This is a genomic window from Pseudomonas sp. FYR_2, from assembly GCF_043106425.1.
GTDB classification, from domain to species: Bacteria; Pseudomonadota; Gammaproteobacteria; order Pseudomonadales; family Pseudomonadaceae; genus Aquipseudomonas; species Aquipseudomonas monteilii.
This window is the reverse complement of record NZ_JBICMM010000042.1, coordinates 24471-44731: the sequence shown is the minus strand read 5'-3', so window position 1 is coordinate 44731 and position 20261 is coordinate 24471. Positions and strand designations below refer to the sequence as shown.

Annotated in this window: 13 protein-coding genes, 2 pseudogenes and 1 riboswitch; of the genes and pseudogenes, 8 read left to right on the top strand and 7 right to left on the bottom strand. The window is 63.6% G+C overall.

What is annotated here, in order from left to right; genetic code table 11:
* Positions 1-77: 77 nt before the first annotated feature.
* Positions 78-192: riboswitch (TPP riboswitch) on the bottom strand.
* Between the two features lie 249 nt (positions 193-441).
* The 4 genes and pseudogenes from ACF8R4_RS18455 to ACF8R4_RS18440 all read left to right on the top strand — a co-directional run bounded on the left by ACF8R4_RS18455 (position 442) and on the right by ACF8R4_RS18440 (position 7654).
* Positions 442-3837, top strand: coding sequence for an Ig-like domain-containing protein (locus tag ACF8R4_RS18455; protein WP_164524536.1), 3396 nt, complete (start codon positions 442-444; stop codon positions 3835-3837).
* A 55-nt stretch (positions 3838-3892) separates the two neighbouring features.
* Positions 3893-4876, top strand: coding sequence for an SCO family protein (locus ACF8R4_RS18450; RefSeq protein WP_104834720.1), 984 nt, complete (start codon positions 3893-3895; stop codon positions 4874-4876).
* A 216-nt stretch (positions 4877-5092) separates the two neighbouring features.
* Positions 5093-6646: pseudogene (locus tag ACF8R4_RS18445) on the top strand (putative bifunctional diguanylate cyclase/phosphodiesterase); the annotation flags it as partial.
* Between the two features lie 57 nt (positions 6647-6703).
* The gene (locus ACF8R4_RS18440; protein ID WP_016715244.1) at positions 6704-7654 is read left to right on the top strand and encodes a site-specific integrase; all 951 of its coding nucleotides are present in this window, start codon (positions 6704-6706) and stop codon (positions 7652-7654) included.
* On the opposite strand, the gene ACF8R4_RS18435 is transcribed toward ACF8R4_RS18440, so the two are convergent.
* The gene (locus ACF8R4_RS18435; protein ID WP_225521917.1) at positions 7644-8552 is read right to left on the bottom strand and encodes an SMP-30/gluconolactonase/LRE family protein; all 909 of its coding nucleotides are present in this window, start codon (positions 8550-8552) and stop codon (positions 7644-7646) included. The genes ACF8R4_RS18440 and ACF8R4_RS18435 overlap by 11 nt on opposite strands.
* 206 nt (positions 8553-8758) lie before the next feature.
* Between ACF8R4_RS18435 and ACF8R4_RS18430 the strand changes: the two genes are divergently transcribed.
* A complete protein-coding gene (locus tag ACF8R4_RS18430; RefSeq protein ID WP_060499383.1) occupies positions 8759-9664 on the top strand; it encodes a LysR substrate-binding domain-containing protein in 906 nt (301 codons plus the stop codon).
* On the opposite strand, the gene ACF8R4_RS18425 is transcribed toward ACF8R4_RS18430, so the two are convergent.
* Positions 9665-10804 (bottom strand): glycerate kinase, encoded by a 1140-nt coding sequence (locus tag ACF8R4_RS18425; protein ID WP_060499382.1) that lies wholly within the window; start codon positions 10802-10804, stop codon positions 9665-9667.
* Between the two features lie 128 nt (positions 10805-10932).
* The gene (locus ACF8R4_RS18420) at positions 10933-12030 is read right to left on the bottom strand and encodes a sugar diacid recognition domain-containing protein (protein ID WP_104834725.1); all 1098 of its coding nucleotides are present in this window, start codon (positions 12028-12030) and stop codon (positions 10933-10935) included.
* A 163-nt stretch (positions 12031-12193) separates the two neighbouring features.
* On the opposite strand from ACF8R4_RS18420, the gene ACF8R4_RS18415 reads away from it, so the two are divergent.
* The 3 genes from ACF8R4_RS18415 to ACF8R4_RS18405 all read left to right on the top strand — a co-directional run bounded on the left by ACF8R4_RS18415 (position 12194) and on the right by ACF8R4_RS18405 (position 16322).
* On the top strand, positions 12194-13522 hold the full coding sequence (locus ACF8R4_RS18415) for an MFS transporter (protein ID WP_392493109.1): 1329 nt from the start codon (positions 12194-12196) through the stop codon (positions 13520-13522).
* A 197-nt stretch (positions 13523-13719) separates the two neighbouring features.
* The gene (locus tag ACF8R4_RS18410; RefSeq protein WP_392493108.1) at positions 13720-15240 is read left to right on the top strand and encodes an FAD-dependent oxidoreductase; all 1521 of its coding nucleotides are present in this window, start codon (positions 13720-13722) and stop codon (positions 15238-15240) included.
* Between the two features lie 71 nt (positions 15241-15311).
* Complete coding sequence (locus ACF8R4_RS18405) at positions 15312-16322, top strand: aldo/keto reductase (protein ID WP_392493106.1); 1011 nt, start codon at positions 15312-15314, stop codon at positions 16320-16322.
* A gap of 69 nt (positions 16323-16391) precedes the next feature.
* On the opposite strand, the pseudogene ACF8R4_RS18400 reads toward ACF8R4_RS18405, so the two are convergent.
* The 4 genes and pseudogenes from ACF8R4_RS18400 to ACF8R4_RS18385 form a co-directional block, all read right to left on the bottom strand.
* A pseudogene (locus tag ACF8R4_RS18400) lies at positions 16392-16526 on the bottom strand (LysR family transcriptional regulator); the annotation flags it as partial.
* Between the two features lie 60 nt (positions 16527-16586).
* On the bottom strand, positions 16587-17657 hold the full coding sequence (locus ACF8R4_RS18395; protein ID WP_060499377.1) for a metal-dependent hydrolase: 1071 nt from the start codon (positions 17655-17657) through the stop codon (positions 16587-16589).
* 74 nt (positions 17658-17731) lie between these two features.
* Positions 17732-18982: an OprD family porin gene (locus ACF8R4_RS18390; RefSeq protein ID WP_060499376.1), complete on the bottom strand. Its 1251-nt coding sequence runs from the start codon at positions 18980-18982 to the stop codon at positions 17732-17734.
* A 54-nt stretch (positions 18983-19036) separates the two neighbouring features.
* Entirely contained in the window at positions 19037-20236 is a 1200-nt protein-coding gene (locus tag ACF8R4_RS18385) for a benzoate/H(+) symporter BenE family transporter (RefSeq protein WP_060499375.1), read from the bottom strand.
* Between the last annotated feature and the right edge of the window lie 25 nt (positions 20237-20261).

Here is a 20261-nt window from a genome sequence, read left to right as displayed (position 1 = left end):
TTGCTGTCCTTGACGGGGGTGACAGCGAGACCTTGGTGGTGAGCATGGACGGGCCTCGCAGTGAGGCCGGCAAAAAGGCAGGTTACGAATCCCATCCCTTCGCCGGCATGATCCGGATCAGGTTCGAAGGGTCACCGCGCTGCAACGTTCAGCGGTTTCTCAGCCCGTTGCCGGGCTCCCCTTGGTGGCGTTCAGGTATACCCCAGTGAGTCGGTGCTGTCACTACCCAACCCCCAAAGCCTGGGCACCGGGTGACCCGCTAGTGGGGACATATCCCCATCTTTGACGCCCTGTTATTTAGCGCACATCAGACGCCACAAGGATTTGTTTAACAAAGCATTACTGAAATAGATGTTGGCACAGCCGTTGCTCAGGGCATTTTACCGGGCAAAACGCCTTTGATGGCTCTAAGCCATACAGCCGCGAGCGAGGCATAAGGCAATGAAAACACCTGTCGTGATCCACCCAGCCAGGCATGCATTCCAGCTGTCCACCGTCACCGCGCTGATGCTCAGCCTCGGGCTGATCACGGCTACAGCGGCCCCCCTCGACGATAACAGCCCGCCGCCGCCAACCGATCCCTCCGCCTACACCGACCAACCGGCTGATCCGACCCCGGCCTTGTTGAACCTCAATACATTGCCTGAAGCCAACCAAGGTTCGCTGGAGCTGACCAATGGTGTGTATGGCGACCGCGATACGGTGCGCACCGACAACGTACTACCGCCTGCCCTGCAAACGTCGGACAGGTACCCTACCAACGGCAAGCCCAGCCCGCTGTTTGGTGCGCAGCCGTTCACCCAGCAGCTGTTGCTGTTTGAAGAATTCGGCACAGAAAAGCTCGACCCCACCCTGCCACCGCCCAGCCTGACCTTCCCGGTTCCCACCCTGGGGGCCGCCCCGGCGCAGGACCCCAATGTCGTAGCCCGCAGCAGCCCCAGTGGCACTGCGCTGGAGGCTTTCCTCAAGCAACCCGGGCTTTACCCGTTCCCGACCCAGTACGCCAACGTGCTCGACCGCAACCCGTGGAAGGCGCAGATCGAGATGTTCCTGAACCGCCAGCCGGTCGGCTCCCCGGCTGAAGGCCGTCCACCAGGAAAAAGCTGGTCACACCAGCGCTGGAACGAGTTTTACCCGCAAGCTGCGTTCAAGACCGCGCAAGCCGGTGCGCGCATCAACCAGGGCCTGCGCGACCGCAATCAACTGCACAACTATGCGGTCGGTGAATTTGCCCCGGGCGGGCTGTACTACCAGACCTCCGACATCCCGACCACGCTGGGCACCACCAAGGGTATCGACACCCGCTTCCACCCGAATATGCCGCTGCAGAACCACAAGTCGCTGTGGACGTTCGATGGCACCTTCCCGGTCAAATTGCTGATGGTGCGCTATGGCCAGCCGGTGCTGATGCGTCATTACAACGCCCTGCCGATCGACCCTTCGGCCAACGGCGGTTTTGGCTTGCACACCATCTCGACCCACGAGCACAACGGCCACTCCCCGGCCGAAAGCGACGGCTTTGCCAACGCTTACTTCTTCCCCGGCCAGTACTATGACTACCGTTGGCCGGTGCAGCTGGCCGGCTACGACACCATCAACACCCGCGCACAAGACCCGCGTGCCGCGTTCCCTTGCTCACCGGGTGAAACCCTGTTCGTCAATGACGGCTCGCCAGGGCTGAAAACCTGTCAGAACGGCAGCATAAAGATCCGTGGCGACTGGCGCGAAACCATGAGTACCCACTGGTTCCACGACCACATGATGGATTTCACGGCGCAGAACGTCTACAAGGGCAACGCCGTGATGATGAACTACTACAGCGCCCTGGACCGCGGCAACGAGGCCCTGCAGGATGGCGTGAACCTGCGCTTCCCCAGCGGTTCGGGCATGCCTTGGGGCAACCGCGACTACGACGTCAACCTGGTGATGGCCGACAAGGCCTGGGATGCCAACGGCCAGCTGTGGTTCAACCCGTTCAACACCGATGGCTTCCTTGGCGACCAGATGCTGGTCAACTGGCAGTACCAGCCCAAGCTCAAGGTGCGCGCGCGCAGTTACCGCTTCCGTCTGCTCAATGGCTCGGTATCCCGCTACTTCAAGTTCGCCGTCGTGCGTGAAATCGCCGGGACCAGCGGCGAATTCAAGGGGCCATCCGGCTCCAACGTCTCCTATGCGCGGGTGCCGTTCCACATGATCGCCAACGACGGCAACATCATGGAGCACGCCGTGCCATTCGACGGCACCATGGACCTCAACGGTGACGGCAACCTGCAGGACAACAACGGTATCCTGCCGCTGCAAGGTATCGCCGAGCGCTACGACATCATCATCAACTTCGCCAAGAACGGCATCAAGGTGGGCGACAAGCTGTACTTCGTCAACCTGGAGGAACACCGCACCGGCAAGGGCCCGGAAGGTGCCATTTCGCTGGCCGACGTGCTGTCGGAGAAATACAAGGCCGTCATCAAGCAGACCAGCAAAGGCCCACAGTGGGATAACGGCGACCCGCTGGTCGGCAAGTTCCTGCAGTTGATCGTGCAGCCCTACAGCGGCCAGGACGTGAGCATGGACCCGGTGGTTTATGAGCCGGCAAAACCGGGCAAAGCCGAAGGCCTGAAGATGCTGCCGCTGCCCATTGACCGCAACTCGACCGCCGACCAGGCCAAGATCAAGGATGCCCGCCACCGCGAGTTCATCTTTGGTCGCTCCGACGGCACCGACACCACCCCCTGGACCATCAAGACCGATGGTGGCTTCGGCTACAGCATGGACCCACGGCGCATCAGTGCTGCGCCACAACTGGCCCAGCAGTCCACCGATGGCGGCTTCAGCGGCGACGGCACGCTGGAAGTGTGGAAGATCGTCAACGGCGGCAATGGCTGGAGCCATCCGGTGCATGTGCACTTCGAGGAAGGTGTGATTCTTAGCCGCGACGGCAAGGCGCCGCCAGAATGGGAGAAATGGGCACGCAAGGACGTCTACCGCATCGGGCCAGATGCCGATTCGTCGGAAGAAGTGGAAATGGCTATTCGCTTGCGCGAGTTCGCCGGTACCTACATGGAGCACTGCCACAACACCCAGCACGAAGACTCCTCGATGCTGCTGCGCTGGGACATTGAACACCCAGGGCAGTTCCAGGTGATGCCGACCCCGCTGCCAGGTTGGGATGGCGTGCAATACATGGCGTCGGTGGGCCTGCCGACCTTCCGCACCAAAGGCAAGGACGACAACGATGATGCTGCCAACAAGCCACCGGTCGCGGCCAACGACAGTGCGGCAACCACAGCGGGCAAGCCGATCACCCTGAACGTACTGGCCAACGACACCGACCCGGAAGGTAACCTGCCATTGACTGTCGTTGGCCTCAGCCAGCCAGACTCCGGTCAGGGTAGCGTCAGCACCAATGGCACCACGGTGACCTACACCCCGCCGGCCACGGTCGCCACACCGTTCACCGCCAGCTTCAACTACACGGCGCGGGATGCCAAAGGGGCCGAGTCGGTGAACCCGGCCACGGTCAACATCGCGGTGAGCCAGGCGGCAGCGGTCGATCAGGTCCAGGTCGCCAGTGCTTCGGTCCAAGTACGCAGTGGCAACCGCTACACCTGGGAAGTGGCGGGCGCCACCACGGTGGCGACCGGCAACAGCATTACCGTGACCGCTGCCACTACCAGCGGCCCGCTGAGCCTGGGCAATGCCACCCTGACTGCGGCCACCACCGGCGCTCGCTGGAAGCTGTCGGTGACCACTACCGGTACTGGCCCGGCAACACCGGCCACGGTAACCGTGAAATCGGCGTTGGGGCAGAGTGTGACCGTGCCCATCAGTATCAAGTGACTGCAAAGCGGGGCCGCCTCGCGGCCCCAGCCAGCCAACCGACGAGGACTGCATCATGCCCGGCTCATGGCGTTTCCTGCTGGTGCTCGCGCTGTTCGCCGCCAGCATCCCGTTGTGGCCGTTGCAGCCGCAACAACCGGTGGCCAAAGAAGCTGAAAGCCCTTGGGGTGCCGACTACTTTCCCAACATCCCCCTGCTCACCCAGGACGGTGAGCAAGTGCATTTCTTCGATGACCTGATCAAAGACAAGGTTGTCGCCATCAACTTCATCTTCACCGGCTGTTCCGATTCCTGTCCGGTAGAGACCGCACGCCTGCGCCAGGTGCAGAAGATTCTTGGTGACCGGGTCGGCAAGGACATTTTCCTGTACTCCATCAGCATCGACCCTTACAACGACACGCCCGCCACCCTCAAACGTTACGCTGAAAAGTTCGGTATCGGCCCCGGCTGGACACTGCTCACCGGTGAACCTGACGACATCGAACGGTTGCGCCGCAGCCTGGGGCTGTGGATTGACGGCCTGGAAAACGGCCGTTCCAAGGACCACAACCTGAGCCTGATCATCGGCAACCAAGCCACCGGCCGCTGGATGAAGGCTTCACCCTTCGAAAGCCCGTACATCCTCGCCGATCGCCTGGGCAACAGCCTGCACAACTGGAAGCAGGCCAGTGCCCTGAACAATGACTACGCCCAAGCCCCGGAAGTACGCCCGCCAAGCAGTGGCGAGCAGATCTTCCGCACCCGTTGCTCATCCTGCCACACGCTGGGCAATACCGAGTTGGGGCAACCCGGTATAGGTCCCGACCTGCTGGGCGTGACCCGCCAGCGTGATGCCAACTGGCTGACCCGCTGGTTGAAAGAACCCGACCGCATGCTGGCAGAAAAAGACCCCCTGGCCATGCTGCTGTACGAGCAGTACAACCGCCTGGCGATGCCCAACATGCGCCTGGGTGATGCCGAAGTCAGCGCCTTGATGACCTACATGGAAGAGGAAACCGCACGCCTTCAGGCGCCCTTGGCGGATACGGGAAACCCTTAAAGGCGATTAGCTATCAGTCATCAGCCTGTCATCTTATTGTCGTATTTTTCGAGCATCACCCAGGGTCGGGAACTATCAGCAGTGATTCGCCGTTCGCTTTCATCCACCCGCCTTCTGCGGCTGCTGATCCTGATGCTGTGTGCAGCCACTTTGGCCTTTCTTTGGGGGCTGCACATCCTCTCCGTAACCGCCGCCCACCCGGCGTGCGGCCTTGGCCTGTATACACCCTCGGCATTGCCCTATTCGCGGCAGTTCTGGCTGAACCTGGGCATGACCCTGCTGATCCTCGGCAGTTTGCTGTGCACCTTGCGCCTGCTGCGCAAGCACCAGGAGGCTTTCAACGCACTGGAGCAGGCCCAACAGGTCAACCAGCAACTGATCGGGCGCCTTGAGGACGAACACCGGCGCAGCAGCCACGCCGCCGCCACCGACCACCTCAGCGGGTTGCACAACCGTCGCCAGTTTGTCGAGGTGGCGGGCCACGCGCTTACCCGGCAACGGGGCAAGCGCCGGCTGATGGCGATACTGTTCATCGACATGGACCGCTTCAAGTCGATCAACGACTCGCTCGGGCACAAGATCGGCGACCTGCTGCTGCAGGCTGTGGCCGGGCGCATCCAGCGCCTTCTGGACCCCGGCGACGAGGCTTCGCGCTTTGGCGGCGACGAATTCGTGGTGCTGCTGGCAGGCGAACGCAGCGAGGAACAGATCAATACCTGGGTTCGCGAACTGGTCCAGCGGTTGTCGGCCACCTATGCCCTGGATGGCCAGGAGGTCAATACCAGCCCCAGCGTGGGCGTAAGCATCTGCCCTCGCGACGGCCAGGACATCGACAGCCTGATCCGCAGTGCCGACGCGGCGATGTATTCGGCCAAACAGGCCGGGCGCGCGCAATATCGCTTCTTCGACCCCTCACTGAACCTGGCCGACATTCAGGCCTTCACCCTCGAACAGGCGTTCGGCAGTGCCTTGGCCGAGCGCCAGTTCGTGCTGCACTACCAGCCACAGATTCGCCTCGACACCCAGCAAGTGATGGGCTACGAAGCGCTGGTGCGCTGGGATCACCCCGAATTCGGCCTGCTGTACCCGGACCGCTTCATCGACCTGGCCGAACGCAGTGGCTTCATTGTCGAGCTGGGTTGGGAGGTGTTGCGCCTGGCGTGCGAGGCATTATCGGGGTGGGATGCCCTGGGCCGAGAGACGCAGCTGGCGGTCAATGTCTCCGCCCTGCAACTGCGCCAGGACGACTTCGCTACGCGGTTGCTGAACGAACTGCAACAGTATGCAATTGCGCCGCAGCGGCTTGAGCTGGAAATCACTGAAACCACCATCCTCGACCCGGAAAGTACCGCCGTGGCGCACTTGCACACCCTGCGCAGCGCGGGCCTGGGCATCAGCCTGGACGATTTCGGCCGCGGTTACGCCGGCTTCGCCCACCTGCATTCGCTGCCGCTAAGCAAGCTGAAAATCGACCGCTCGCTGATCGCCCCCTTGTCCAACAGCCATGACGACAGCCCGATCGTGACCTCCACCATCATCCTGGCCAAACGGCTGGGCCTTGAAGTGGTGGCCGAAGGTGTGGAAACCCGTGAGCAGGTGGTGTGCCTGAAACTGGCGGGTTGCGATATTGCCCAGGGCTATCACTTCAGCCGACCGCTGTCGCCGGCACAGTTGCGCGACTACCCGCACTTCAACGGCATCGAGGCCTCGCACGATACCATGGGGCTGGTGCCGGCCCGGCAGGATGGTGTTGCCCCGACGCCGCATTAGGTGCTTGTCCTGGGATTTCGGTTTATCGTGTGCCCATCACCCACCGACAGCCGCACCATGACCGATATCGAGCGCTACCTTCGCGCCGCCACCCGTGACAACACCCGGCGCAGCTACCAGGCCGCCATCGAGCACTTCGAAAGCCACTGGGGCGGCTTTCTCCCGGCCACCGCCGAGAGCATCGCCCGCTACCTGGTCGAACATGCCGAACACCACGCCGTCAGTACCCTGCGTCAGCGCCTGGCCGCGCTCAGTCAATGGCACGTCGCCCAAGGTTTCCCCGACCCGACCAAGGCACCGCTGGTACGTCAGGTTCTACGCGGCATCCGCACCCTGCACCCGACGCCGCCCAGGCAGGCCGCCCCGCTGTTGCTGCAACACCTGCAAACCGCCGTGGCATGTTTTGAAGAGGAGGCTCGCCAGGCCCGCGAACACCACGACCTGGCCGCCCTGCGCCGGGCACGCCGCGACACTGCGTTGCTGTTGCTGGGCTTCTGGCGAGGTTTTCGCGGTGATGAACTGGCACGCTTGCGCATCGAACATATCCAGGCCGAAGCCGGTGTCGGCATCACGCTGTTCCTGCCGCGCAGCAAAGGTGACCGCGAAGCCTTGGGCGTGCAGCACCGCACCCCTGCCCTCAAGGCCCTGTGCCCGGTAACGGCCTACCTGCAATGGCTGGAAGTTGCCGGCATTGCCCATGGGCCGGTGTTTCGCAAGCTTGACCGCTGGGGCAACCTCGGTGAAAGCGCGCTCAACAGCAACAGCCTGGTCGGCCTGTTGCGGCGCATGCTGGAACGTGCCGGGGTACCGGCGGCGCTGTATACCGGCCACTCGCTACGGCGTGGCTTTGCCACCTGGGCCACAGCCAATGGCTGGGAACTAAAATCACTGATGAGCTACGTGGGCTGGAAAGACGCCAAGTCGGCGCTGCGCTACATCGACTCGGCGCAGCGTTTTGGCGAGCTGGCCGTGTTGCCGGCCAGCCAGGCCCAAGCGCTTATTCCTTGAAGCTGTGCCGGGCGACACCGCCAATTGTCGGGTGGATGGCATACAGGTCGCCAGCATCCGGATAATGGAGCAGGTCTTCAGGGCTCATGTCGAAACGCGCGGTGCTGATGAACAAGGTATTCATGCCGGGCCCGCCAAAGCAGCAACTGGTGGGGCACGGTACCGGCATCAGTACCTGATCGGTCAGGTGGCCGTGGCGGTCGTAGCGCAGCAGGCAGCTGCCATGGTACTGGCACACCCACAGCCCGCCTTCGCGGTCCAGCGCCAGGCCATCTGGCCGCCCCAGTTCGGCAGGGGTTTCGGCAAACAGCGTAACAGCGCCCAGCCGGCCCTCCATGAGGTACTCGGCACGGTAGATGGCGCGCGCCGCCGAATCGACGAAGTACACCGTCTGGCCGTCTTGCGACCAGGCAACCCCGGTGGGCAAGGCCATGTCATCGTGGATGACCTCGTCGCTCAACTGCCCGTCAAAACGGAACAGCGCCCCGGTATTGCCGCTAAGGGCATCGTCCATCAACCCGGTAACGAAGCGCCCTTGCGGGTCACAGGCGCCGTCGTTGAAGCGGAAGGTGGAGCGTGGATGGACCGATGCCGAATGCTGGCATACCTTGCGCGCCGCCACATCGAAGATGGCCACGCTGGCATCTTCGGTGAAAATCAGGTTGCCCCGGTCGGTCAGCGCAAGGGCGCCAATGCGCGCGGCTGACGCGTAAAGGTTCTCGACTTCGCCGTTTGGCGTCAGGCAGTTGATGCGCCCGCCAGAAATATCGATGAAGTACAACGCGCCGTTACGCTCATCCCAGACCAGGCTTTCGCCCAGGTCGGCGCGGGTATTGGCGACCTTGACTGGCACGCCGCTGCATTCCTTGATGCGGGGCGATCGTCCGGCCTGCCCCATGCCATAGACCAAGCCCAGGCCCTGTGCGGCATCGGTGACGGCCGCACCTTCGTTGTGGAAAGGCTCTGTAACGGGCATTTCTGGCTACCTTCGATTCTCCTTTTTTACGATAACAACAAAAAATTCAATGACTTAATATTAAAAGCATGCAACTTTGATATCTCAGGGATATCACCACCGAGTCGCCGCGCTGAAGGAATGCTTGATTGATCGAAACACGCTTGCTCAGGCAGTTCATCGCCGTGGCCGAAGAGCTTCATTTTCACAAGGCTGCCGAGCGCCTGCACATGGCACAGCCGCCGCTGAGCCAGGCGATCAGCCGCCTGGAAGAAAAACTCGGTTTCAGCTTGTTCTTGCGCAATACGCGCGGGGTGCGTCTGACCCCGGCTGGCACAGCCTTTCGCGATACGGCTTACCGCGTGCTTGCCGAGCTGGAACAGGGCATCGAGTACGCCCGTAATGTCTCTGCGGGTGTCAGCGGGAAACTGACCATCACGGCCATTTCCATCGCCTATTACGACTCGCTGCTCAACCGCTTGCGGCGCTATCGTGAGACTTACCCGAACGTGCAGCTGACCCTGCGCGAGATGCCATCGGCGACGCAGGCCAAGGCGCTGCTGGCCGGCGAGGCAGATATCGGCTTCATGCGCAGGCTACCGCTGCCGGTGGGTACGCTGGAGTCACGGCTGCTGCTTGACGAGCAGATAGTCATGGCGCTGCCCGCCAGCCATGTGAAAGCGCAGCAAGGCGATGTCGACCTGCGCGAGTTTGCCAATGAGGACTTTGTGTTTACCCCGCAAGCGTTGGGCGGCGGCTACCATGCCCAGCTGGTTGCCCTGTGCGAGTCGGCCGGCTTCTACCCTCGGGTGGTGCAGGAAGCCGCACAGATTCATACCCTGCTGGGACTGGTCGCCTGTGGTTTCGGTGTGGCCCTGGTGCCGGCTTCATTCGCCCGATCGACTCCGCGCGAGCGCGTACAGTTCTGTGCGATCCGCCCGATAGACGAGCAATCCACCCCAGGCATCGGCCTGTACATGAAATGGAACGCCCAGAATGCCTCGCCTGCGCTGGCCAATTTCATCGCCCTGTTCGAAGACGCAAAAACGCGTTGATCAGGCGCGCGCGGCGCAGCGCCATAACCGGCCCACGTCACAAGCCCGAGCCTGCAGCAGTTCTGCCGCGTTGGCACACGCTTGCTCCAGGCTCATCGGCCCGCTGGCCAACGCAAATGCAGCATCGACCCCATGGGCATACAACTGCTGGTAGCCCTCACCCAGTGTCCCGGCCAGCACCACCACCGGCACACCGTGGCGCTTGGCGACCCGGGCAACCCCCATCGGCGTCTTGCCGCGCAGTGTCTGGGCATCGAAACGCCCCTCACCCGTCACCACCAGGTCCGCGCCCTGCACCAAGGCGTCAAGGCCGGCCAGTTCGGCCACCACCTCTACCCCCGGGCGGAACTGTGCCCCCATGAACGCACGGGCGGCGAAGCCCATACCACCGGCAGCGCCGCACCCAGGGTAGTCGCGCACATCGTCGCCCAGCAGCTGTGCACAATGGTCGGCAAAATGCCCCAGCGCCTGGTCCAACGCCTGCACCTGCTGCGGGTTAGCGCCCTTCTGCGGGCCGAAAATCGCCGATGCGCCGTTGGCGCCGCACAGCGGGTTGTCGACGTCCGCCGCGACTTCGAATTGCACCTCGGCCAGGCGCGGGTCGAGGTGACTGGCGTCGATCCGCGCCAGCTTCGCCAGTGCCAGGCCACCTTCCTCCAGCGCTTGCCCCTCGGCATCCAGCAGGCGCAGGCCCAGCGCGCGCAGCATGCCGCTGCCTGCATCGTTGGTGGCGCTACCACCGATGGCCAGTACCACCCGCTGTGCGCCGGCGGCCAAGGCGGCGGCAATTAGCTCGCCGGTGCCCCAGGTGCTGCTGCGGCACGCATCACGCTGGTCGGTTGGCACCAGCTGCAAGCCACTGGCCTGGGCCATTTCGATGATGGCCGTGCGGCTTTGTGGCAGCCACCCCCAACCGGCTTCGACGCTGTGCCCCAGTGGCCCACGTACCGCTTGGAGGCGCAGTTCGCCGTGGCTGGCCGCCAGGATCGCCTCCATGGTGCCTTCGCCGCCGTCGGCCATTGGGCACTCGACCAAGGCTGCGTCCGGCCACGCCCGGCTCAGGCCAGCAGCGATGGCACGGGCGACACCGGCAGCATCGAGGCTGTCCTTGAACGAGTCGGGGGCAATGACGATCTTCATGGGGATTCTCCTGTCCTGATGAGCGGCATGCTGACAGGTGCCCGCCAGGCTGGCCTCGGTCAAATGCACAAACCGCCGGGCGGGTTGTTTGGGCAGATGCCTTCGTGGCGGCGCCTGCAGGCGCCGCGTCAGTCAGCAGGCAACAGCTGCAACCCCAGGTACAAGCTCAGCATCCCCTCCATGCGCAGCGGGTCGACCTCACCCAGTTCGGCAATCCGTTCCAGCCGATAGCGCAGGCTGTTGCGGTGGATGCCCAAGGCATCGGCACAGGCCTGGCTCTGGCCGTCATGGGCACACCACGCGCGCAGGGTGGTGAGCAACTGCCCACTGTTGTCCTTGGCGCGAATGCGCTGCAACGGTTCCAGCAGTTCATCCAGCGCATCGTCGTTGCGATGCCGCCACAGCAGCGCCGGTAGCCGGTAGCGATGCAGGCTCAGCAAGCGCTCGGCGGGGAGTACCTCGCGCCCGTAGGCCAGCAAGTCTCGCACTCGGCGATAACCTCGGCGCAGTTGTTCCAAGCTCTGCGCGGTACTGCCCAAAGCCAGGCGCTCCACGCCCCAGCCATGGCGTTGCAGCCGCTCGAGCAGGCGTGGCTCATCCAGCTTCACACCTGCGGGCCGACACCACAGCAACGACCGCCGCGCCGGGCTGACACACCAGCTGTCCGGGTAGCGGCTCAGCAACCACGCGGCAAGCGCCTCGGCGGGCGGCCCCGAGGCCAGCTCGAACAGGCAAGGCACCCGTGGCAACTGCGGCTTCAGGCCCAGTTGCCGGGCTTCGTCGAGCAAGCGTGGCGAGTCGCCGCTGCCGCCTAGCAACAGCGCCAGCAGGTCATCACAACGCTGGCGTCGCCATTGCTGGTCGGCTTGCAAATGGCGCTGGGCCAGCAGCATCTCGGCGGTCATCCGTACCAGTTCACCATAGGTGCGCACCTGTTGCGGGTCACCCGTCAGGCCCAGTACGCCCATCAGCCGGCCATCGAGCATCAGCGGCAGGTTCACCCCGGGCTGCACGCCCTTCAGGCATTTGGCCGCATCAGTATCCAGCTCGACGATACGGCCATTGGCCAGGACCAGTTGCGCGCCTTCATGGCGGGTGTTGATACGCTCCGGTTCACCGCTGCCCAGGATCAACCCCTGGCTGTCCATGACATTGACGTTGCACGGCAGAATGGCCATCGCCCGGTCAACGATATCCTGCGCCAGGTCATGGTCGAGTTCGAACATTGCGGGGTCCTTTAGGTGTCAGGCTTTTGGGCTCGGGCACAGCAGCCTGGGCCAGGCACTGTGCAAAAGCACAAAGACAGGCCGACTGCAGTCCCCGAGACTCGTCAGGGCGAGCGCCGGCACAGGCGACGCGGCGACAACCATAACAACAGAGAACCCGATCATGGCACACAGCCTCGCCCCTGACCAAGGCACGGACACCACCCGCAACGCGCTGTATCGGCGCATCACCCTGCGGCTGATTCCGTTCATTTTCATCTGCTACCTGTTCAACTACCTGGACCGCGTCAACGTCGGCTTTGCCAAGTTGCAGATGCTCGACGCCCTGAAGTTCAGCGAAACGGTGTACGGCCTAGGCGCCGGCATCTTCTTCATCGGTTACGTACTGTGCGGTTTGCCAAGCAACCTGGCGCTCAACCGTTTTGGCCCTCGGCGCTGGATTGCACTGATGATGATCGCCTGGGGCAGCCTCTCCACCTGCCTGCTGTTCGTCACCACCCCCACCGAGTTCTACACCTTGCGCCTGTTCACCGGCGCCGCCGAAGCCGGCTTCTTCCCAGGTGTGGTGCTGTACCTCTCGCGCTGGTTCCCGGCGGCCCGTCGCGGGCGCATCATGGCCCTGTTCATGTCGGCGATCCCGGTGTCGGGCTTGCTCGGTGGGCCGTTCTCCGGCTGGATCCTGCAGCACTTCGCCGCTGGCCAACACGGCCTGGCCGGCTGGCAGTGGATGTTCCTGATCCAGGGCCTGCCGACCGTTGCCCTGGGCATACTGGCGGTGTTTTTGCTCAGTGACGGCTACCAGAAAGCGCCTTGGCTGAGTACGGCGGAACGCCAGCTGATCGCAACCGACCTGGAAGCCGATGCTGCCAGCAAACCAAGCACTGCCGGCGACAGCGTACTGGCCGTTTTGACCAACCCGCTGATCTGGACCTTCGGTTTCGTCTACTTCTGCATCCAGAGCGGTGTGTACGCGATCAACTTCTGGCTGCCATCGATCATCAAGAACATGGGCTTCGACAACCCGCTGCTGATCGGCTGGCTCAGCGCCATTCCGTACCTGCTGGCGGGTGTGTTCATGATCCTGTGCGGGCGCTCGGCCGACCTGCGCAACGAACGGCGCTGGCACCTTGTGGTGCCGATGCTGATGGGTGCGATCGGCCTGCTGATTGCGGTGAACTTCGCGGGTAACCCGACCATTGCCATTCTTGGCCTGTCGATTGCCACCATGGGCGCGCTCACCGGCCTGCCGATGTTCTGGCCAATGCCCACCGCGCTGCTCAGTGCCGGTGCCGCTGTGGCCGGTTTGGCCATCATCAACTCGGTGGGCCAGATGGCGGGGTTCCTCAGCCCGTACTTGGTGGGGTTCATTAAGGACCAGACCGGTTCCACCGATGCCGCACTGTATTCGCTGGCGGCGCTGATCGTGCTGGGTAGCCTGGTAGCCTTGCGGGTAACGCGGGCAGGTGCGCTGAGTACTGCAAAGGCCAGTTGAGCCCATTCGCGGGCTCGCCCGCTCCCACAGGACCGCCACAGTGTTCGAGCTCGTGGTGATCCTGTGGAAGCGGGCAAGCCCGCGAAAAGGCCAGCCCAGGCCACGCACAATCCACACCCTCCACCGATCGTCAGCTCAACGCATCCCCTGCCCGACCCAGGCGTCAAATGGTTCCAAAGACCCCTTTGGAGAACCTCATGACCCAGCACGCCGTCGCCCTCCTGAGCGAGCTCGACGAACACCGTCCTCTGCGTGTTCAGGCCGGTAGCGAAGAACTTGTCCTCATCCGCCAGGGCGACCAGGTTCGGGCCTACCAAGGCCATTGCCCCCACGCAGGCGCCCCGCTCGACGAAGGTGTGGTTTGCGGTGGCCTGTTGGTGTGCCCTTGGCATAAAGCGGCCTTCGCGGTTGACGATGGCGTGGTCTGCGAGCCCCCGGCGCTGGCCGACCTGCGTCGCTACAAAGCCTGGGTCAAGGGCGATGAAGTCTGGGTCGATGACCAGCCCCTGCCAGCCATCGAGCCGCCACGCCACAGCGATGCCCGCTGCTTCGTCGTGGTGGGTGCTGGCGCCGCTGGCAGCGCTGCAGTCGCTACGTTGCTGGCCCACGGCTTCGCCGGCCGGCTGGTGTGGGTCGATCAGGAACGCCAGCCCGCCTACGACCGCACGGCCCTGAGCAAATTCGTGATTGCCGGGCAGATGCCGCCCGATGAAGTCCCCGCCCTGCTTGATGCCGACGCCTTGCGCAAGGGCCAGTTGGAGCGCAAGCACGGCAAGGTGCGCACACTCAACAGCCAGAAACGCCAGCTGACGCTCGCCGACGGCCAACAGATCGATTACGACGCCTGCCTGCTGGCCACCGGCGGGAAAGCACTGCGCCCGGACATCCCCGGCGCCGAGCTGCCCGGGGTGTTCACCCTGCGCTCACGGGAGGATGCCGCCCAGTTGCTCGATGCCGCCGAACCCGGCCAACCGGTGGTCATCATCGGTGACGGTTTCATCGGCCTCGAAGCCGCCTCGGCATTGCGCAAGTACGGCCTACAGGTGCACGTGGTCACCCGCCACGAAGTCCTCCTGGCCCGGCAGCTGGGTGAACGCATCGGCCGCAGCATCCGTGAGCTGCATGAGCGCAAGGGTGTTACCTTCCACGGCCCTACTGAAGTTCAGCGCATCGAGGGGCAGGACAACGTCGAAGCCGTGCAACTGGCCAACGGAGAACGGCTTCAAACACCCTTGGTGCTGCTCGGCACGGGGGTAAAACCGGCCACTGCCTTCCTCCAGGGCGTGCCGCTGACCGAGGACAAGTCCGTGAGGGTCGACGCAGAACTGCGCGCTGCCGATGGCCTGTGGGCGGCGGGGGATATCGCCACCTTCCCGCTCACCGGTCGACCTGTGCGCATCGAGCACTGGCGTCTGGCCCAGCAACACGGGGTGATCGCTGCAGCCAACATGCTTGGCGAGCAGCGCCGCTATGCCGATGTGCCGTTCTTCTGGACTTTCCAGCACGGCCGCACTTACGAAGTACTTGGCCACCCCCGGGACTGGAACCGGATCGAGTTCGTCGGTGAGCCGGAAAAAGGCGATTTCATTGCGCTGCAGTGTGTGGATGAACGGGTTGAAGCCGTGGTCGCCAAGGGTTATTCCGATGCCATGGCAACGCTGTCGCAACGCATGAAACGCCCGTTAAGCCTACAAGAGGCTTTGGCGCTAATTGGCTGAGGTCCGCCTTTCAATGCGCCCCGGTTGTGTGTAAAACAGCGGGATCAGCCGACTGAAAAGGACCCAAGCGCATGATCTACCGCCCCCTCGGCCGCAGTGGCCTGCAGGTATCCGCCCTCACCCTGGGTAGCATGATGTTCGGCGAGCAGACCAATACCGAAGACGCCCTGCGCATCATCGACAAGGCCTGGGACCAGGGCATCAATTTCATCGACACTGCGGACGTTTACAACGCCGGGCGCTCGGAAGAAATCGTCGGTGAAGCGGTGGCACGCCACCGTCAGGACTGGATCGTCGCCAGCAAGGTCGGCTTCGGCCCGGCCGATGGCCTGCCCAACCGCAGCGGGCTGTCGCGCAAACACATCTTCAATGCCCTGCAGGCCACCCTCACCCGCATGGGCATGGACTACCTGGACATCTACTACCTGCACCGTGAAGACCACAAGGTGCCGCTGGAAGAGACCGTGCTGGCCATCGGCGACTTGCTGCGCCAGGGCAAGATCCGCTACTGGGGCGTGTCCAACTTCCGTGGCTGGCGCATTGCCGAGGTCTGCCACATTGCCGAGCGCCTCGGGGTGCCCAGGCCGGTGGTGAGCCAGCCGCTGTACAACATCGTCAACCGTCAGGCCGAGCCCGAGCAACTCACTGCCGCCGCCGCCCATGGCCTGGGCGTCGTGCCGTTCAGCCCGTTGGCGCGTGGCGTACTCAGTGGCAAGTACGCGCCGGGGGCGGTGCCGGATGCCGGCAGCCGCGCAGGGCGCCAGGACAAGCGCATCATGGAGGTGGAGTGGCGCCAGGAGTCGCTGGCCATCGCCCGGCAGATCCAGGCTTACGTTGAGGCCAAGGGCGTGGGAATGGTTGAGTTCGCCATTGCCTGGGTGCTGAATAACCAGCTGGTGAGCTCGGCGATTGTCGGGCCGCGTACCGAAGCGCAGTGGGACACCTATGGCGGTGCATTGGCGGTGAAGATCACGGCGGAGGATGAAGCGTTCATCGACTCGCTGGTAACGCCGGGGCATGCATCCACGCCGGGGTTCAATGATGTGGCGCATTATGTGAGCGGGCGCTTGGCGCGCAGCTGACGCATTGGGGAGCCCTGCGCCGGGCTCCCGGTCCCCCCTTTCCCCAATCACCCCGGTATCGTGCGATGGCGGCCACAGCGAGGTCACGCACTGCTGCCAGGCCACCGTGCGGGTCAACAACTGTGAGTCTTCCTTGGGTGCGCCAATAGCCACCGCAACGTCTACGCCCTCCTCGACCAGGTCGACGAAGCGGTCGGTGAAACGATGAGTCATCGAACCGGCATAAATGGGGCCGAAGCCAGCTAATGCAAGGCCACAGGCTGGCTAGGGCGTGTTCGGGGCTTGCCTCATGTACGCGTCTGTCCAGGCGGCCAACGGCAGTGGTGGCTGCTGGTCGACAATACGCCGCCAGATCAAACGCAGGTCATTACCGTTGAACATCGAGCCAGGCCCACTGCCTTGCCACCGCGAAGGTACGTCGGCAACCCAGTGCCCCTGGCGGTCACGGTGGGCCATGTTGAAACGGAAGGTGTAGTTGCCAGGGATGCCCATGCGCAAGTCGGTCACCACCAGCGCGTCGCCCACCTGGTCGTAGCGCAGCCAGTCATCGGTAAACCAGCGCAAACGCTGGTGCAAAGGGCTTCCTGCCAGTGCTTTCGCCAGCTGCAGATTACGCGGCAAACGCTGCATTTCAGGCGCTTGCCGGTCAAACCCGCTGCTGATGCCCTCGTAGTAATCACCCTCCTGGGTCTTAGCCAGTACGCGCCAGACCAGACTGTTGAAAGCGAACGGCACGGCGCGCACTTCACTGGCGACAATGCCTTGCTGATCCAGTGCCGCCTGGAAGCGCTGCTCTGCCGCCATACGCCCGGCAAGGCCGAAACCCAGGTAAGCGGTACTGAACACCAGCGCCAAGGTCAGCAGACGTGTCGCCTTTGCAGTCACGCCCTTGAAGATGGCGTAGATAACCGCCGCCAGCAGCGGCAAGGTGTAGACCGGGTCGATGATGAACACCGCCGCCCAGCTTTGCGGGGTGGCCTGCAAAGGCCAGAACAACTGCGTACCGTAGACCGTGAAGGCATCTAGCAACGGATGAGTAACCAGTACCAGCCAGAACGCCACAAACAACCTGGACAAGGTGTAACCCTTGCCAGGCCAGCATTTGTGGACCAGCCAGGCCAGTAGCAAGGCCAGCCCGGTAAGCACGAACAGCGAGTGGGAGAACCCGCGGTGGTAGGTCATCTGCGACACCGGGTCGGCGTAGCGGATGATCACGTCCAGGTCGGGCAGCGTGCCCAGCGCAGCGCCATACAGCAACGCGCGCCGCCCCTGGATGCGGCCAAGCACGGTACCCTGCAGGGCCGCGCCGAGTAAGGCTTGGGTGATGGAGTCCAAGGGTCGCGCTCCTGAAAGGGACATTTGCGCAAGCTACCTTCATACGACCTCGGTGCACAATTCCCTTGGCTGGCTCAGAACAGCTGCCAGGTGTACACCAACGTCAGGCGGTTTTCGTCGATGTCACTGCGGTAATTGGAGCGCGCCATGGCGTTCCTCACCCGAATCCCCAGCCCCTTCAGCACGCCGCTCTGCACCGCATAGCCAATGTCCAGGTCACGTTCGCGATCCCGCCCTTCGTAACCCAGCCCGGTATCGACATTGTTACCGGTTATGTACCGCACAGTCGCCGTCAGGCCCGGTACGCCCAGGGCGGCGAAGTTGTAGTCGTAGCGCACCTGGTACGAGCGCTCATCGGTGTAGGCAAACTCATACGTCGGCACCTCGTTACCCAACGGCGAAATGTTGGCGAATACCCGAGGGAACGGGCTGTCGCCATAGATGCCCTGGTAGCCGGCATGGAAGCTGTGCCCGCCATGCCGGGCGGTGAACATCGAGAAGAATGCCTGGTTGTCGATATTGCCCAGCAGCGCATCGCCATCCTCACGCGCGGTGAAATAGCCCAGGTTTGCGCTAAGCACCCAGTCCCCTACTGGCTTGCTGTGCTTCAGGCCGACAAAGCCTTGTTCATAGATGTCTTCCAACTGCCCGTACCACAGGCTGACGCTGCTCTGGTTGGCGTTGAACGCATAGTCCCCGCCCACGTAGTTGAAGGCATCGCTTTCAGCCTGGCGCATCGGCACATGGCCGAGCATGGCGTTCATCTTGCCGTCGCCGCCTTCGTTACGCAGGTGAGTGCTTTTCAGGTGGCCGGCCTGCAAGGTCAGCCCGTCGATTTCCGACGAACTCAAACTGGCGCCCTGGTAAGTCGGCGGCAACAGGCGGATATCACTGAATGTCAGTACCGGCAGGTTGGGTTGCAGTTCACCGATGCGCACTTCGGTCTTCGACAGGCGGGCCTTGAAGGTAGGCGCCAGGCGGCTGTACTCGTCGGCGGCACGGCCATCGCCATGCACCGGCAGCAGGCCGGTATTGGCCCGGTCGGGGCTGCTGTCGAGCTTAATACCCAGCAGGCCCAGCGCGTCCACGCCAAAACCGACGGTACCGGGGGTGTAGCCCGACTTGAAGTCGAGGATGAAGCCCTGGGCCCACTCCTCGGCCTTGGACTGCTTGTTGGCCCCGACGATGTCAGAGAAATCGCGGCTGAAATAGTAGTTGCGGGCACTCAGGGTGGCCTTCGAGTCCTCGAAAAAGCCGCCTTCGGCAGCCAGCAGTGGTTGGCTGAGCAAAGTCAGGCCCAGGGCGACACAAGGGGTGTGATTCATTCCGAAGCTCTCTTGATCTTGTTTTTATGGGTAAAGCGTTGGGAACACTGCAGTTCATGGGGTACGGCGCAGCACCTCCCGGGCACGTGGCCGATGCAACCTGAGCAGCGCATGGGCCAGCAGGCCGAACAGCAGCCCCCAGAACGCCGCCGACAACCCCAGGAACGCCACCCCCGAAGCGGTGACCAGGAAGGTGAACAGCCCGGCGTCGCGCTCGGCCGGCTCTGCCAGGCTGCGGGCCAGGGCCTCGCTGATGGCACCATACAGGGCCAAGCCGGCCAGGGCAGCGATCAGCGCAGCAGGAAAGGCGGCGAACAGCGACATCAACGTGGCGCCGGCAATGCCCAGCAGCAGGTACAGCGCACTGCCAGCCACCGCCGCCACATAACGCCGCCGCGGGTTTTCATGGGCTTCATGGCCGGTGCACAGGCTGGCGGTAACCGCCGCCAGGTTCAGCCCGTGGCAGCCGAACGGCGCCAGCAGCGCTCCAGCCAGGGCACTGGCGCTGATCAACGGGCTGGCGGGTGTGGCGTACCCGGCGTTGCGCAGTACCGCCATGCCTGGCATGAACTGCCCGGTGAGCGCCACCAGCACCATTGGCAAGGCCAGGCTGAATACCGCCGAAAGGCTGAACTGCGGCGTGACCCACTGTGGCGAAGCCAGTTCCAGCACCAGCGCCTCACTGCGAAACGCCCCGCTGGCAACGGTCACCAGGGTTCCCACGCACAGCACCGCCGCCACCGCATAGCGTGGCTGTAGCCGGCGCATCAGCACGTAGGTAACGAACATCGCCAGCACCAGTAGCGGCTGCACTGGCAGGGCGCGGAACACGTCGATGCCGAAGCTGAACAGAATGCCCGCCTGCATGCCGGCAGCGATGGACCCCGGCAGGCGCCCGATAATGCGGTCGAAGGCCCCGCTGATGCCGATCATCAGCAGAACCAGATTGGCCACCAGGTAAGCCCCCACGGCTTGCTCCAGGCCGAGTTGCGGCAAGGCGGTGACCAACAGCGCGGAACCTGGAATCGACCAGGCGATCACCACAGGTACCCGGTAGTGCAGGCTGAGCAGCGCACCGAGCACGGCACTGCCCATGGACACGGCCCAGACCCAGGATGACAACTGCTGGTGGGACAGGCCGGCGGCTTCGGCGGCGTGGAAGATGATCACCAACGGGCCTGCGTAGGAGATCATCGTGGCGATGCAGCCAGCGACGATGGCGGACAGCGAGCTGTCCTTGATCAGGGTTTTCATGGCACCTCTGGCGCGGCATTGGCCG